The organism is Micromonospora sp. NBC_00389 (assembly GCF_036059255.1).
Lineage (GTDB): Bacteria > Actinomycetota > Actinomycetes > Mycobacteriales > Micromonosporaceae > Micromonospora.
Map to the genome: position 1 here is coordinate 5,745,140 of NZ_CP107947.1, position 14,540 is coordinate 5,759,679.

General features: G+C 71.5%; 17 protein-coding genes and 1 pseudogene. 9 read left to right on the forward strand and 9 right to left on the reverse strand.

Annotated elements, in window-relative coordinates; all coding sequences use genetic code 11:
* Positions 1–112: 112 nt before the first annotated feature.
* A complete protein-coding gene (locus OG470_RS27140; protein ID WP_328416681.1) occupies positions 113–1,396 on the forward strand; it encodes an MFS transporter in 1,284 nt (427 codons plus the stop codon).
* A gap of 47 nt (positions 1,397–1,443) precedes the next feature.
* Here the strand turns inward: OG470_RS27140 and OG470_RS27145 are convergent, their stop codons facing one another.
* The 3 genes from OG470_RS27145 to OG470_RS27155 are packed head-to-tail and all read right to left on the reverse strand — an operon-like array spanning position 1,444 to position 3,605.
* Positions 1,444–2,028, reverse strand: coding sequence for a GNAT family N-acetyltransferase (locus OG470_RS27145; RefSeq protein WP_328416683.1), 585 nt, complete (start codon positions 2,026–2,028; stop codon positions 1,444–1,446).
* Between the two features lie 25 nt (positions 2,029–2,053).
* Positions 2,054–2,563 carry a mycothiol transferase gene (locus OG470_RS27150; RefSeq protein ID WP_328416685.1) on the reverse strand — a complete coding sequence of 170 codons (510 nt, stop codon included), beginning with the start codon at positions 2,561–2,563 and terminating at the stop codon, positions 2,054–2,056.
* A 4-nt stretch (positions 2,564–2,567) separates the two neighbouring features.
* Entirely contained in the window at positions 2,568–3,605 is a 1,038-nt protein-coding gene (locus OG470_RS27155; protein WP_328416686.1) for an aldo/keto reductase, read from the reverse strand.
* An 825-nt stretch (positions 3,606–4,430) separates the two neighbouring features.
* Here OG470_RS27155 and OG470_RS27160 point away from each other — a divergent pair.
* The 3 genes from OG470_RS27160 (at position 4,431) to OG470_RS27170 (ending at position 7,580) form a co-directional block, all read left to right on the forward strand.
* On the forward strand, positions 4,431–4,913 hold the full coding sequence (locus OG470_RS27160; RefSeq protein WP_328416687.1) for a hypothetical protein: 483 nt from the start codon (positions 4,431–4,433) through the stop codon (positions 4,911–4,913).
* A gap of 59 nt (positions 4,914–4,972) precedes the next feature.
* Complete coding sequence (locus tag OG470_RS27165) at positions 4,973–6,526, forward strand: glycosyltransferase family 39 protein (RefSeq protein ID WP_328416689.1); 1,554 nt, start codon at positions 4,973–4,975, stop codon at positions 6,524–6,526.
* A gap of 511 nt (positions 6,527–7,037) precedes the next feature.
* Positions 7,038–7,580, forward strand: a complete 543-nt coding sequence (locus OG470_RS27170; RefSeq protein ID WP_328416690.1) for a hypothetical protein — start codon at positions 7,038–7,040, stop codon at positions 7,578–7,580.
* Here the strand turns inward: OG470_RS27170 and OG470_RS27175 are convergent.
* The 3 genes and pseudogenes from OG470_RS27175 to OG470_RS27185 form a co-directional block, all read right to left on the reverse strand.
* Positions 7,567–7,806 carry a hypothetical protein gene (locus tag OG470_RS27175; protein ID WP_328416691.1) on the reverse strand — a complete coding sequence of 80 codons (240 nt, stop codon included), beginning with the start codon at positions 7,804–7,806 and terminating at the stop codon, positions 7,567–7,569. The two genes, OG470_RS27170 and OG470_RS27175, sit on opposite strands and share 14 nt — an antisense overlap.
* The gene (locus OG470_RS27180; RefSeq protein ID WP_328416693.1) at positions 7,797–8,123 is read right to left on the reverse strand and encodes an NAD(P)H-dependent oxidoreductase; all 327 of its coding nucleotides are present in this window, start codon (positions 8,121–8,123) and stop codon (positions 7,797–7,799) included. Before OG470_RS27180 ends, OG470_RS27175 begins: the two co-directional genes overlap by 10 nt.
* 23 nt (positions 8,124–8,146) lie before the next feature.
* Positions 8,147–8,317 (reverse strand): annotated as a pseudogene (locus tag OG470_RS27185) (alkanesulfonate monooxygenase); the annotation flags it as partial.
* Between the two features lie 10 nt (positions 8,318–8,327).
* Between OG470_RS27185 and OG470_RS27190 the strand changes: the two are divergent.
* On the forward strand, positions 8,328–9,206 hold the full coding sequence (locus OG470_RS27190; protein WP_328416695.1) for a condensation domain-containing protein: 879 nt from the start codon (positions 8,328–8,330) through the stop codon (positions 9,204–9,206).
* Here OG470_RS27190 and OG470_RS27195 read toward each other — a convergent pair.
* Entirely contained in the window at positions 9,203–10,741 is a 1,539-nt protein-coding gene (locus OG470_RS27195) for a GMC family oxidoreductase (protein ID WP_328416697.1), read from the reverse strand. The genes OG470_RS27190 and OG470_RS27195 overlap by 4 nt on opposite strands.
* Before the next feature lie 79 nt (positions 10,742–10,820).
* On the opposite strand from OG470_RS27195, the gene OG470_RS27200 reads away from it, so the two are divergent.
* Positions 10,821–11,216 carry a VOC family protein gene (locus tag OG470_RS27200; protein ID WP_328416699.1) on the forward strand — a complete coding sequence of 132 codons (396 nt, stop codon included), beginning with the start codon at positions 10,821–10,823 and terminating at the stop codon, positions 11,214–11,216.
* Between the two features lie 35 nt (positions 11,217–11,251).
* Here the strand turns inward: OG470_RS27200 and OG470_RS27205 are convergent, their stop codons facing one another.
* The gene (locus OG470_RS27205) at positions 11,252–11,530 is read right to left on the reverse strand and encodes an acyl-CoA dehydrogenase family protein (RefSeq protein ID WP_328416701.1); all 279 of its coding nucleotides are present in this window, start codon (positions 11,528–11,530) and stop codon (positions 11,252–11,254) included.
* A 270-nt stretch (positions 11,531–11,800) separates the two neighbouring features.
* Between OG470_RS27205 and OG470_RS27210 the strand changes: the two genes are divergently transcribed.
* Together OG470_RS27210 and OG470_RS27215 are read left to right on the forward strand one after the other, a co-directional pair.
* Positions 11,801–12,418 carry a nucleotidyltransferase family protein gene (locus tag OG470_RS27210; RefSeq protein WP_328416703.1) on the forward strand — a complete coding sequence of 206 codons (618 nt, stop codon included), beginning with the start codon at positions 11,801–11,803 and terminating at the stop codon, positions 12,416–12,418.
* A 9-nt stretch (positions 12,419–12,427) separates the two neighbouring features.
* Positions 12,428–12,889, forward strand: a complete 462-nt coding sequence (locus OG470_RS27215) for an HNH endonuclease (RefSeq protein WP_328416705.1) — start codon at positions 12,428–12,430, stop codon at positions 12,887–12,889.
* Positions 12,890–12,915: 26 nt separating this feature from the next.
* Here OG470_RS27215 and OG470_RS27220 read toward each other — a convergent pair whose 3' ends face one another.
* Positions 12,916–13,407: an Lrp/AsnC family transcriptional regulator gene (locus tag OG470_RS27220; RefSeq protein ID WP_328416706.1), complete on the reverse strand. Its 492-nt coding sequence runs from the start codon at positions 13,405–13,407 to the stop codon at positions 12,916–12,918.
* Between the two features lie 64 nt (positions 13,408–13,471).
* Here OG470_RS27220 and OG470_RS27225 point away from each other — a divergent pair, with 64 nt between their 5' ends.
* Positions 13,472–14,419, forward strand: a complete 948-nt coding sequence (locus tag OG470_RS27225) for an EamA family transporter (RefSeq protein WP_328416707.1) — start codon at positions 13,472–13,474, stop codon at positions 14,417–14,419.
* The last annotated feature ends 121 nt before the right edge of the window (positions 14,420–14,540 follow it).

Here is a 14,540-nt window from a genome sequence, read left to right on the forward strand (position 1 = left end):
GCGCGCAGCTCACCCCGTCCCGCGCATCGGTTGGACACCGCGCTGAGCGTGCCGGTTTGGCGACGGCATTACGGTGCCTCACCTCAGCTCTCATCGATAGAGGAGATTCGACATGTCAGGCGCAGCGGCCGCCACGGCAGGCGCTGAGTCGTTGCGTCCAACCCAGCTGCTTCGCCGCAACGGGCCCTTGCGAGCCCTCTTCTCGGCACGGGTTGTTTCTTACGCAGGCGATTCACTCAGCCTTGTCGCGCTCATGCTCCACGTCGCCGACACGACAGGCCAGGCGTTGGCAATCTCCCTCCTGTTGCTTGTCGGAGATTTCGCTCCATCCCTGTTGGGTCCCTTCACCGGCGCCCTCACCGATCGGCTTAATCTCCGGCGGCTGATGGTCGTCTGCGAACTCATCCAAGCTGTGGTCCTGCTGGTAATTGTGCTGACCCTGCCTCCGCTGCCGGTGCTGCTGGCCCTCGTCGCGATCCGCGCTACCGCCTCGCAGATCTTTCAACCGGCGTCTCGGGCGGCGGTGACTGCACTGGTTGGTGACCGTGACCTGGAGACCGCCAACTCCACCGTCGGGTTCGGCTCCAACGGAGCAGAGGCGGTCGGCCCGCTAATCGCTGCGGCCCTGTTCCCGTTGGTCGGAGTGCGTGGTCTGCTGCTCGTCGACGCCGTGTCGTTTCTGGTCTCGGCCGTGCTGCTCGCGACGCTTCCCTCACTCCCGGCGGCGACCGGCGATGGGCACCAGCCGTCCTTGCTGCGACAGGCCAAAGCGGGGATTGGTTATCTGTTACGTGTTCCGACGGTGCGGGTCATCTTTCTTGGCTTCACTGCGGTGGTCGCCTTCAACGGGGTCGATGACGTGGCGCTGGTGCTGCTGGCCCGGGACACCTTTCAGGTTGGCAATTCCGCGGTCGGGCTTCTGCTGGGCGCGGTCGGCCTCGGACTTATGGCCGGTTATGCCATGTTGTCCCGGTGGGGCACGCGGGCGTCGATGCCGCTGCTGCTGATATTGGGCTTCGCTGTCAGCAGTGTCGGTAACCTGCTGACCGGGCTCGCCTGGGCCGTCGCCGCCGCGATCGCCCTGCAGGCCGTCCGCGGGTTGGGGTTGGCTGCCATGGACGTCGCCTCCAGCACGCTGCTACAACGTACGGTTCCAGCGGGCATGCTCGGCAGGGTCTTCGGTAATCTGTACGGCGCAATCGGTGTCGCCGCCGCGACATCCTACATCGCCGGCGGCCTACTGCTGGACGCAACCTCCGCCCCAGTGACCCTGATAATCGCGGGCGTCGGGGGCCTGGTGGCTACCGGTATCGTCGCGCTGCGATTGCCACGGGCGATGCGACGCGCCGACGCGGATGGCGCGACGCCGACGGTATCCGCGCCGGTCATCGAGTAGGTCGGGACCGTACCCAAGCGCGGGGCCCATTAGCTGGCGTCCGCTGATCAGATCCGGCCGTCGGTGCGCAGCCGTGCGTGCAGGTGCATGTCGTGCCAGCCGTCGGTGTGGCGAACCGACCCCCGGAGCACGCCCTCCACTGCGAAGCCGGCCCGGGTCGCCACTCGGCACGACGCCGCGTTGGCGGTCGAGTGCTCCAGGGCCAACCGGTGCAGGCCGGCCCGCGTGAAACTCCACCGGGTCAGTGCCCGCAGCGCGTCGGTGGCGATTCCCCGACCACGCGCGGCGGGCAAGACCCAGTACGACACCTGCGCCGACGCCTCGGCCAGCAGCACGCCCCGCAACCCCACCTGACCGACCGGTCGGTCGTCGGCGTCGACGATCGCCCAACTGGCGGCCGTCTCGTCGCGCCAACGGCCGGCCCACTGCGCCGTCCACGCCCTCGCCTCGTCGTCGTCGAGTCGGCGGACGTGCCACCGCTGGATCGCCGGACAGTCGAAGGCGACCCGGACTGCCGAGGCGTCGTCGTCGCGCCACCCCCGCAGCGCCAGTCCGGGGCGTACCGGAAGGTGGGGTTGGGTCTGGGCGCCGAGGCTCCCGGCGGGCATGGCGGGCGCGACGAGCAGCGGCATTCGCCCATTATCGGGGCGGGCTCACTCACTCTCCGGTCGGGCCACCGGCGAGTTCGGTGACCACGTCGAGGTGGCCGAGGTGGCGGGCGTACTCCTGGACCAGATGGAACAGCACCCGCTCCAGCGACGCCGGGTCCGCGCCGTTCCAGCGCGGGCCCGGCGCGCCGATCTCCGCCAGGTCGTGCGCCGTCACCACCGCGCTGGTGTGCGCACCCTGCGCGCGTAGCGCCTCCACCAGATCCGAACGAGTCTCCTCGGGGGCGACGTACCAGCGCTCCCCGCGGCGGTCGCCCCACGGCTCGGCGACGTCCCGACCCTGGAAGCCCCACTCGATCCAGCGCAGCTCGACGTACCGCAGGTGCTTGAGCAGCTCCAGCGGAGTCCACCCCGACGGCAGCTGGCTGCACCGCAGCTCCGACTCGGGCAGCGCCGACACCTTGGCCGCCACGGATTCCCGGAAGTAGTCCAGGTAGCGCAGGAAGACCTCGGTGCGGCTGCCGGCGGGGGTGGTGGGCTCGGGAAACACGGTGGTCATCGGATCAGTGTGCGGGGCCGGCCGGCAGATCGCGGCCTCGCTGCTGCACACCGGCCCGGCCGTACGGGTAGTCCCCCACCAGTGGGGCACTCGCCTCGTCCAGCAGCCGGGTCTGCTCCGCGTCGAGGATCAGGTCAGCGGCGGTCAGGTTGTCGTCGAGCTGCGCCGTGGTCCGCGCACCGAGGATCACCGAGGTGACCGCCGGCCGGGCCGCCAACCAGGCGAGCGACACCGCCGACATGGACACGCCGCGTTCCTTCGCGACCTGCGTGACCGCGTCGATCACCCGCCACGTGCGCTCCTCGGCGTTGCGGCCCGCGTACGCCTCGACGCCGCGCTGCGGGTTCTCGCCGAGCCGGGTGGCACCGGTGGGGACGCTGTCCCGCTGGTACTTGCCGGTCAGCCAGCCACCGCCCAGCGGTGACCACGGCAGGATGCCGATGCCCTCGTTCTCGCAGACCGGCACCAGTTCGAACTCGATCTCCCGGGCCAGCAGGTTGTACTGCGGCTGCAGGGTCACGATCGGGGTGAGGTTGAGGTGCTGGGTGAGCAGGGCGGCCTTCTGCAACTGCCAACCGGTGAAGTTGCTGACCCCCGCATAGCGGATCTTGCCCGCGCGGACCGCGTCGTCGAAGAACCGCAGCGTCTCCGGAAGCGGGGTCAGCGGGTCCCAGGCATGCGCCTGGTAGAGGTCGATGGCCTCGACCCCGAGTCGCCGGAGACTGGCGTCCAGGGCGCGGGTGAGGTGTACCCGGGACAGGCCGGCGTCGTTCGCCCCCGGGCCCATCGGGAACCGTCCCTTGGTGGCGATCACCAGCCGGTCGCGCAGCTCGGGCCGCGCCCGCAGCCAGCGGCCGACGATCTCCTCAGAGACGCCCGCGGAGTAGACGTCAGCCGTGTCGATGAAGGTGCCGCCGGCCTCGACGAACCGGTCCAGCTGGGCGAAGCTGCCCGCCTCGTCGGTCTCCGCGCCGAAGGTCATGGTGCCCAGACACAGGGTCGACACCACCGTGCCGGTGGCGCCCAGAGTGCGATAGCGCATGTCTTCCTTCCGGTCGAGCGAACTGGCCGATCCTGCCACCGCCGTCCTGACCCCGACGGCGGGGGCGGCCGCTTGCGGGACCCGGACCCGAGGCGAGAGGGAGGCGGCACGTCCGCCCGCAAGGGACCCTTGGGCCTGCTTGTCCTGTTTGCCTATTTACGACATGCAGTGCGTGGTTCGGTAGCCTCCGCGCTCTTACTCCTGTTTCGCCACTAAGGGTGCGATCGTTCTGTTCGACCTTTGACAGCCCATATTTCGGGATATGCGAATGGCGAAGTATCCGTCGGAGCCCGTCTCTCGAATCAGGACAAACACTGACAAGCTCCCCATAACCTCGACCGGTGGCTGTTCACATGTCTTTCGATGGGTTGCCAGGTCGCCCTCAGCACGTTTTGCCCACTGTCCTGTCCCGACCCATCGAACCGGTGCGTCCGACGGTCGCCTCGCTTGCTGCCCTGGCCCCGGCCGCCGCGAACGACAGGGCGGGATCGGGCAGTGCAGCCGGCTTCGGGGGCCACCGTTGCTGATGAGCAGGACGTTCCAGAGGTGCGCCACGAACACGCCCGATCAGTACTGACGTGAGTGTTGTTCGGCGCGAAAGCACGCCGCGATGGCACGGCCGGGAATCGACAGGGTCCGGCTGAGCCGCCGCCGGCGGGAGACGGTGATGGGGGTGATCACCGTCGGCCGGCACGGGCCTCGCCTCCTACGGGCCCGTGCCGGCCACCCCAACAGAAGGCATGGTGCCGCGACCGCGACGGCGAGGTGCCGCTGAGGTCCGGGCCAGCAGGCTTCTGCGAGCCCAGCAACGGAGAGGAGATGGTGATGTGGCAGCTGCCTACACCGGCAGAGCAGGAGCTGTGGAATGCCGTGGTGGCCGGGGTACGAGCGGCCAACCGGACGGACCACGGGCAGTTCCAGACTTCCGTCGGGCGCCTCCTGCGGCTGCCCCACGCGTGGGCGCACCAGGTACTCAGGGACACCGCAGGGCTGCTCGTCGAGGAGCTCGACCCGGACGGGCGGGACCAGTGGCCACGTCTGGAGGCGCAGGTCGACCACTTTGAGGTCTGGCTACCAAAAGTGGACAGGCAGTTGCTGACCGCGCTGCTCCCTGGTGGTCACCGACCGCCGGCCACCGAGGTACCCGGCGAGCCGGAGCACACTCAGCATCGACTACTGCTCATCGCCCTGCTGGCGGACGCCGCGCAGGTCAGCGTCGGAGCATTCGCTGACGTCGCCCTGGCCAACAACAGGCGGGCTGATGGAACTCTCGCCGGATCGGTCCCGCACTGCCGGATCGGGCGCTGATACCCGAGCAGCCACGTGGCGGGCCAGTGCTACGGCGGCAAATCGGTGATGATGTGTGCGTGAGCGAAGCCGCTGCCGCCACCGACCGCCCCCACCATCCGGCCCCAACGTCCCCGCCGCCGGGGCCACCGTCGCCCGGCCCGCGCACGCTGGGGCCGTGGCTGGTGGCCGGCGCGGTCAGCCTGACGCTGCTGTTGCTCGCCGGCCGCTACGGCTACCACCGCGACGAGCTGTACTTCCTGCTCTGCGGCCGGCACCTCGACTGGGGCTACGTCGACCAGGGTCCACTGGTCCCGGCGCTGGCCCGGCTGCTCGACACCATCGCGCCGGGCAACCTGGTGGTGCTGCGTACGCCATCGGCACTGCTGGCCGGCGCAGCGGTCCTGCTGGTCGCCGCCATCGCCCGGGAGTTGGGCGCCGGCCGGGGCGGGCAGACCTTCGCGGCGGTGCTCGCCGCGTTCGCCGGCATCGTGCTCGCCGGCGGTCACCTGCTCAGCACCACCACCGTCGACCTGCTGGCCTGGCTGGCCGCGACGCTGTGCGCGGTGCGGCTGCTGCGCACCGGCGACAGCCGGTGGGCACTCGGCATCGGGCTGGCGCTCGGCCTGGGCATGCTCAACAAGGTGCTGCCCGCGCTGCTGGCCGTGGGCCTGATCGCCGGGTTGGCCATCGCCGGGCCACGCCGGCTGCTGCGCGACCGGTGGGTGCTGGCCGCCGCCGTGCTCGCGGCGCTACTGGCCGCGCCGAACCTCATCTGGCAGGCGGCGCACGGTTTCCCACAGCTCGGCGTGGCCGCCTCGATCTCCGACGGTGACAGCTCCTACAGTGGCCGCCTCGACGCGCTCATCCTCCAGTTCGTCATCATCAGCCCGTACGCCGTGCCGATCTGGATCGCCGGCCTCGTCGCGCTGCTACGCCGGCCCCAGTGGCGGGCGTACCGGGCGGTGGGCTGGGCCTGGCTGGTCGTCGTCGGCATCGTCCTGCTCGCCGGCGGCAAGGGCTACTACGACGCGCCGCTGCTGCTGGTGCTCACCGCCGCCGGCGCGGTGGTCACCGCCGCATGGGCGTCGCGTGGCGCACTGAGGCTGCGCCGGGGCCTGCTCGCGCTGGGCGCGGTGCCGTTCCTCCTGCCCACCGTCGTGCTGCTGCTGCCGGTGCTGCCGGCCGACCGGCTGCCCGGTTTCGTGCTCGACGTCAACTATGACGCTGGCGAGACCATCGGGTGGCCGGCGTTCGCGGACTCGGTCGCCACCGTCCATCGTGGCCTGCCACCCGAGGAGCGTTCGCGGGCGGTCATCCTGACCGGCAACTACGGCGAGGCCGGAGCGCTGGCCCGCTACGGCCCGGCCCGTGACCTGCCCCGCGCGTACTCCGGGCACAACAACATGGTCGACTTCGGCCGGCCACCCGCCGACGCCGACGTGGTGATCGTCGTCGGCTGGGAGCGCCCCGACCCGCTCACCGCCTGGTTCGACGCATGCGTGCTCGGCGGACGGGTGGATCAGCGGGTCGAGGTGGACAACGACGAGAACGGTGGCCCGATCTACGTGTGCCGAGGGCTGCGGCGTCCGTGGGCGCAGATCTGGGACACCGAGGTACGCCACACCGGCTGACCGTGGTCAGCCGTCCTGCTCGCAGGAGAGCCAGTCGCGGACGCCGGCCAGGGCCTCGGGGCCGGAGTCGGCATCGACGTCGCGGGCGAGATCGGCGATCGTGACCCCAGCGAGGGCCTGGCACCGAGCGCTGGGGTGCCAGCAACGCCGAGGCGGCGGAGCAGGTGTACGTGACAGTCAAGACGGTGGAGGCCCACCTCACCGCATCTTCCGCAAGACCGGGGGGTCGTCGCGGGCCGGGCTGGCGGCGCTGCTGGTCTCCGGGGCAGTCAACCATCAACGGTCTGGCGAGGATCGGGGGTCCACCCCCCGGAGAACCCGATTTGTTTGGTGATGCCCACAATCAAACGGAGATGAAGGATAGGCGTCCCGTGGCGAGTGTCGGATATCTCGCCTTCTGCCTGCCAAAATCTGATATTTTGTCTCCCACCACCGGCCAAACCCGACAGGGCTGGCCGGCGGGCCGGAAGCCGCACTGGCTCAACCGGAGATGCGCAGGAAAGGCATCGTCGTGAGTCAATACATCATCACCATCGTGTCCGTGCAGGACGACGGTGAGGAGATCACCGGCCCGGTGGCGCAGACCGTCGTCCGTCTGGAGGTCAGAAACGGCCACCCGGTCGTGCGGGAGCTCACCGTCCGGGCGCCACAGAGCGCCGGCCTGACCGGCGAGCTGCCCTACGTCGACTTCGACGCCCTGCTGCGCGCCTTCATCCCGCCGCAGGACCGGGAGAAGATCCGCCCGGTCGGCGGCGCCCTGCCAACGGCCTCCCGCCCGGCCGTGACGGTCGGGCCGGTCCACGAGATCACCGCCGCGACCAGCACCGCCGTGCCCCGCCCGGCCCGCCGGGCCGGCGAACCGGACCGGCTCAGTCGGCTCAAGGCCGGGCGCGCCTACCGCCGGGCACCCGACCCGGCGGACCTGGAGGCGGTCTACGAGCAGGTCGGCACGATCAGCCGGGTGGCCGAGCACTTCGACGTCCCGGTGCACACCGCGCAGGGCTGGATCAGCCGGATGCGCCGCAAGCACGACACCGAGGTCAACGCCGGCTGACGCCGGGCTCGGCCGCCGGGTCGGGCACGTCGGCCAGCGCGTCCGCCACGGCAGGCGCCGCCCGGTCCACCCACAGCTCGATGCCGACCTCCGCCGTGTCGAATTCCCGCTCGAGTACGCACAGACCTGGCGCGGGTACGCACGCACCCGCCTCGGCCAACAGGGCGCCCAGGTAGGTGTCGACGACGTGCCGGTGACCGGATCGGGCTGCGGTCATCAACGGCACGGCCACCACCCCGGTGAGCGCGCCCGGGGCAGCACGTCGACGAAGAGCATCAGCAGGCCGCTGTAAGCCGCCTTGAACGTGGGGCTGGCCACCAGTAGCAGCCCTGGTCGGCGTACCGCCTCCAACACTTCGTCGAGGGTCTCCGGCCGGCTGCTCTGACCGACCAGCTCGGCCGTCAGCTCGGACAGGTCGATCATCGTCGGCGCGCCGACCGGGGTCGGGCAGTGGGTCAGCCGGGCATGCAGGGCCGCCGCGGTGGCCAGAGCGACGGTCCGCGTCCGGGAGTGCGGCTTCGGATTGCCGATCAGCACGGTCATCGGCCGTTCCGTGACGGATGGCGTCATCGGCCCACCGCCAGCTTCGGGGGCCGCGCGGCCTCGGCGTCGAGGAGACCGTCGTGCCGCAGGAGCGGCAGCACCCCCTCGCCGAACCAGCACGCCTCCTCCAGGTGCGGCTGTCCGGACAGGATCAGATGCTCGACCCCGGCGGCGTGGTATTCGCCGATCCGCTCCTGCTTCACCATGCACCACCTGGTCACCGACGGCCGGTCATGCGGGGCGCTCTTCGAGGAGCTGCGCATCCTCTACGCCGGGTCGCCCGCCGAGCTGCCCCCGATGCGCTGGCAGTACCCGCAGTTCGTGGCCTGGCAGGAGGATCGCCTGGCCGGCACCGAACTGGACCGGCAACGCGAGTTCTGGCGCGACCAGCTGACCGGGCTGCGGCTGCCGCGCCTGCCGTACCGCGAGCCGCCACCGGGAGCAGCCCCGGGCGTGCTGGCCCGGGATCTCGACGCCGTCGTCGCCGACGGACTGCGCGCCCTGGCCCGGCGACACCGCACGACGCTGTTCACCGTGGCCCTGGCTGTCTACTACGCCGTCCTGCACCGCGTCACCGGGCAGGGCGACCTCGCCGTCGCCTCGCTGTTCGCCAACCGGAGCCGGCCGGAGAGCCAACGCACCGTCGGCTTCTGCGCCAACATGGTCGTGCTGCGCACCCGGCTGCCGCCGTTCGCCACCTTCGCGGCCCTGGTACGGGCGACCCATGCGACGACCGCCGCCGCCTTCGCCAACCAGGAGCAGCCCTACCAGGCCGTGTCCACCGGCAGCGCCAACCTGGGCGGCCGGGTCGACGACGTGGTGTCCCAGATGATGGCCGAGCTGACGTACCGCGTGCGGGCCGGCGACACCGAGTTCGAGTTGCTCGTCCCGGAGGCGATCGGCAGCCGCTTCGGCACGGAGCTGGCGCTCGCCCCGCGCGGGGACGGGCTGCGGGTGGTGCTGTTCCACACGCCACGGCTGGCGCCGCCGGACGCCGTCCGGCTGCTCGACGGCTACGTCACCGTCGCGCGGGCCGTCGTGGCCAACCCCGCTGCGGCACTGTCGACGCTGCTGCGCCGTTAGCGGGGCGTACCGGCGATCAGCTCGGCGCCGCGCTCGCCGATCATGATGCTGGTCAATGCGGCGGGCGCGCGCAGCGGCACCGGAACGATGGAGGCGTCCACCACCCGCAGGTTGGCCACGCCGCGCACCCGGCACCGGCCGTCGACGACCGCGCCCGGGTCGTCCGCCGCGCCCATCCGCGCGCCGCCGACCAGGTTCAACCGGCTGTACGTGGTGGCGCGCAACATGTGGTCCAGCTGCTCGTCGTCGCCCACGACCGCGTCGTCGACGAGCGCGAACCGGGCGACGGTCTTGGTGAAGGCGGCCTGGTTGGCGATCTCCCACGCGTGCCGGTACGCGTCGCGCATCCGGGCGAGGTCACCGTCGGCGGAGTAGAAGCCGAGGTCGACCACGGGCGGGGCCGTCCCGCCGGCGCCGCGCACCGAGATCCGCCCCCGCGACGCCATCGCCATGTCGCCGATCATCACGGTGTTGACCTGGTCGGCGCCGATGATCCGGTCCAGACCCGCGCCGGCGCCACGGGAGGTGCTCATCCCGATGAACAGGCTCAGGTAGAACGCCTGGTCTGCCTCATGGCCCAGAATGCCGGCGAGCCGCGCGATGAGCTGGGTACGCGGCCAGTCGCCGCCCACCGTCTCCGGCTCGGGCACCACCAGGATGATCGCGCCGGGCTGGTCGATCACGTCGGCGCCCACGCCCGGCAGGTCGATCAGCGGCGTGATCCCGGCGGCGCGCAGCTCGTCGGCGGGGCCGATCCCCGAACGCAGCAGCAGGGCCGGGCTGTACGGAGAGCCGGCGCAGAGGATGACCTCGCCTGCGCCGATGGTCTCCCCCGCGACCTGCACGCCCACCGCCTGCCCGTCGGCCAGCAGCACGCGGTCGACCTCGGCGTCGCCCCGGACGACCAGATTGGACCGGGACCGGGCCGGGTCGAGGTGGGTGAGGGCGGTGGACATCCGCAGCCGGTCGTGCCGGTTCTGCGGATACATCCCGATGCCGACGGCGTCGGGGGCGTTCATGTCCTCCTGGTAGTCGTGGCCCAGGCCGAGCGCGGCCTGCAGGAAGCCGTCCATCGCCGGTGTCAGCTCACTGCGCGACCAGCGGGTGATCGGGACGGGACCGTCGGCGCCGTGGTAGTCGCGGTCGCCGAACTGCTGGTCGGCCTCCAGCCGGCGAAACGCCGGCAGCACCGCCGGCCAGTCCCACTCCGGCAGGCCGAGGGCACCCCACCCGACGAAGTCGGCGGCCGGGGCCCGCATGGCGCCCCGGTCGTTGATCTGCGTGGAGCCACCGACCACCCGGCCGCGCCGCAGCGGCGCGTCCCGCCCGGCGACGACGGTCGCCCGCAGGTCCCAGTCGAAGCCGTCCTCTGCCTCCACCGAGCCGGTGCGCAACGCCTCGGGCACGGCTGCTCCGACGAGGTCGGGGCCGGCCTCCAGCAGCAGCACGGACCGGGCCGCGTCCTCGCTCAGGCGGGCCGCCAGCACCGCGCCCGCCGCACCCGCGCCGACGATGACGTAGTCGTAGCGACGCATGGGCTCAGCGTAGCCGAACACACGACATGCCAGGACGCATCACATTTGCTATCCGGGTTTCTTCATTAGACTCTCGTGTATGAGTAGAGGTCCGGAAGTCATCCCCACCCTGCGCTACCGCGACGCTCCGGCCGCCATCCGGTGGCTGGTCGACGTCGTCGGTTTCCGCGCGGAGCTGGTCGTCCCCGGCCCGGACAACTCCATCAGTCACGCGCAGCTGACCTGGGGCAGCGGCATGGTCATGCTCGGTTCGCAGACGGACGGCAGCGACGGCCGGCTCGTTCTGGACACCGGGCCCGGCGCGACCTATGTGGTGCTCGACGACGTGGCAGCGCACTACGAGCGGGTCGTCGCCGCCGGCGCCGAGGTCGTGCAGAAGCTCCGCGACGAGGACTACGGCGGCCAGGGCTACTCGATCCGCGACGCCGAGGGCAACCTGTGGAGCTTCGGCTCCTACCGACCCGGGTCGTCCTGACCACCCCCGGCTGATCCCGCGCGCGGCCGGCGGGGTCAACCGTCCAGCAGCAGTCCGGCCAGCTCGGCCCGGGCGTCGGCGATCGTGCCGTCGAAGGTGGCCAGCCACCACGCCCGGCGGTACCAGTGGTGCAGCGGCTGCTCCCAGGTGAAGCCACTGCCGCCGTAGGTCTGGATGGCCACCTCGCAGGCGGTCATCGCGGCCTCGCGGGCGGCCACGTTGGCCGTGAGCACCGCCCGGTACGACAGCGGCCGGGCGGCCTCGACCTGCCCGTAGCTCTCGGCCAACGGGTGGGTCGACCGCCTGGTTCGCACCGATCAGCTGGCCGAACTGGGTCCGGTTCGGTGCGGGACGCCGGCGCTGTCAGCCAGCCGCGTAGCGCGACGCGGGTCGGGGGCAGCGGGCAGAATCGTTGCCACGCCGACGTCTCGTCCGGTGTCATCCGGCACCTCACCCGAAATACGTGACAGCAGATACGAGATACATGCTAGCCGTCCCGGCCGGCCGGATCACCCCCAGCTCTCCCCGATCTCGGGTTCCGGCGGGTGACCGGCCGGCCCGCAGCAGCGGGCTACGCTCGGCGCATGGCTACGGCGGGACTGCTCCTCGCGGCCGGCGCCGGCCGCCGGTTCGGCACGCCGAAGGCCCTCCTGTCCTACCGGGGGCGGCTCCTGGTGGAGCACGCCGCGGCGATCCTCACGGCCGCCGACTGCCGGCCGATCGTGGTGGTGCTCGGCGCGCAGGCCGACCGGGTCCGCGCCAGCACGCGGCTGCCCAGCGTGGTGCTCAACGACGACTGGACGACGGGCATGGGCTCGTCCCTGCGGGCCGGGCTGTCCGCCCTGACGTCCGGCACCGCCGTGGCCGCCGTGGTCACCCTGGTCGACATGCCCGGCCTCACCCCCGAGGCGGTACGCCGGGTGGCCCGTGACGCCACCGCCGACTCCCTCACGGTGGCCACCTACCAGGACGGTCGCCGCGGACATCCGGTGCTGCTCGGCCGGCACCACTGGGCCGGCGTGGCCTCGGCGGCCACCGGCGACCGGGGCGCGCGGGACTATCTGCGGGCACAGGGTGACGCGGTGCGGCTGGTCCCCTGTGCGGACGTCGCCGACGACACCGACGTGGACCTGCCCGAACAGGCGGCCCGCTTCGGTCTCACCGAGGTACGGCGGACGCCCGGCACGCGGGCCCTGGACTAGAGTGACGGCGTGCTCAGCAGGGTCAACGGTCTGTCACGACACTTCACTGAGGACACTCTCCGCCACTATCTCCTGGAGCGTTCGGTCCGACAGGACGACGGCTGCCTGATCATCCGTGGATACGGCGCCGAGCGCGGCGTCTACCAGAAGGTGGCCGGCCGGGCCTGGGCACACATCGCGGCCTACGCCGCCTTCGTCGGAGGCTACGACCCGACCCTGGACGTCGACCACCTCTGCGACGCCCCAGACTGCGTCGAGCCCACTCACCTACGTCAGGTCAGTCATGCGGACAACTGCCGTACGCGCGCGCAGGCGCCGACCTGCCGCAACGGGCACGACCGCGAGGTCGACGAGTCGACGGGGCGGTACCGACGGACGTGTCGCGCCTGCAACCGGGACAGCCAGCGCCGGTGGCGGGAGCGCCAGGCCGCCGAGGTGGCCCAGGCCCGCGGGGCGTACGTCCGGACCTAGCCACTCCCGCTCCAGGCGGCTGCTGCTTATCGTCCCGTGGTGGGGCTACGTGGTGGTACGGGTGTGGCCACGACGAAGGAGCTGTGGGTCTGGCCGTGGAGCAGGAACTGGTCGAGTACGGCTTCGAGGTCTTCGATGGCGGGTACGTGAATCTTGAGCAGGAAGCAGTCCTCGCCGGAAATGCGGTGACACTCGCTGACCTGTGGGGTGCGGGCGGCGAGTTCGGCGATTTTGGGTAGTTGGCCGGGGCCGGGTCGAATGCGCACCCAGGCGGCGACGGGCAGGCCGATCGCGGCGGGGTCGATGTCGAGGCGGTAGCCGCGGATGACGCCGGCCTGCTCGAGCCGGGCGAGGCGCTCGCGGACGGCGGGTGCGGACATGCCGACCCGGCGGGCCAGCTCGGCGGCGGTCGCGCGGGGATCGGCGCTCAGCACGTCGAGCAGCCGCCGGTTCGTCGCGTCAAGCAGCGACTTTCCCTCAAGAAAGCCAGAAGGGCTCTTGCCTTCCCCTAAGGCCATATCTGCTGCCCTCCACTTTCGATCCGGCATGGTCCTGTGCCGTATCTCTTTCGAGAATAGAGGCATGGCGGAGAACGGCTCGGCTCGTGGCGGTCAGGCGCCGGTGGTACGGCTGGCAGGTCGGGTGCCGCCGCACGCGTACTTCGTGGTCAGCGCGGTGTTCCACTACCTCGGGCCGGCGCTGGCGGTGCTGCTGTTCGCGCGCATCGACGTGCTCGGGGTGGCGTGGCTGCGGATCGCGACCGCCGCTGCGGTGTTCGCGTTGTGGCGGCGGCCGTGGCGGCTGTGGCAGCGCCTGGACCGGCCTACCCGGTGGCTGCTGGTCGGGTGGGCGGCCGTGCTGGCGGTGATGAACAGCGTGTTCTACCTGGCCATCGACCGGCTCCCGCTGGGCACCGTCGCCGCGATCGAGTTCCTGCCGGTCATCGTGCTGGCCGCGTTCGCCGCCCGGACCCGCCGCAACATCGCCGCGCTGTGCGCCGCGGTGGGCGGGGTGTATCTGCTCACCGACGTGCGTCTGGTCGCCGAACCGCTGGGCATCGGCTTCGCCGTCGCCAACGCCGTGCTGTTCGCGCTGTACATCGTGCTCGGGCACCGCGTCGCCCGCAGCCCGCACGTCTCCGGCATCGACGGCCTCGCCCTGTCGATGCTGATCGCCGCGGTGATCGCTCTGCCGATCGGCATCGGGCAAGCCGCGTCAGCCTTCCTCGACCCCGTCGCGCTGGCTGCCGCCGCCGGCGTGGGCATCTGTTCGTCGGTCATCCCGTACGTCAGCGACCAACTCGCCATGGCCCGCCTGCCCCGCGCCACCTACGCCCTGATGGTGTCACTGCTGCCGGCCACGGCCACCGTCATCGGCGTCATCGTGCTCACGCAGATCCCCTCCGCCACCGAGATCATCGGCGTGGCGATGGTCGTCGCCGGCGTCGCCGTACACCAAGAACGCCCGTTGGGGCCGGAGCCGGAGCACTCCGAGCAGCCGAACCCCGTGCCCTCTCAACAGCCCGCCTGACGCGCCACGACCGCAAGCTCGACGACGCCGTTGGCGTGAGCGCGCCGCCCGCCGAGGTGGCCCGGGCGCGCGGGGCGTACGGGAAATAGGCCGTGTCCCGGGGAGCCGCCCCTAGCATGAT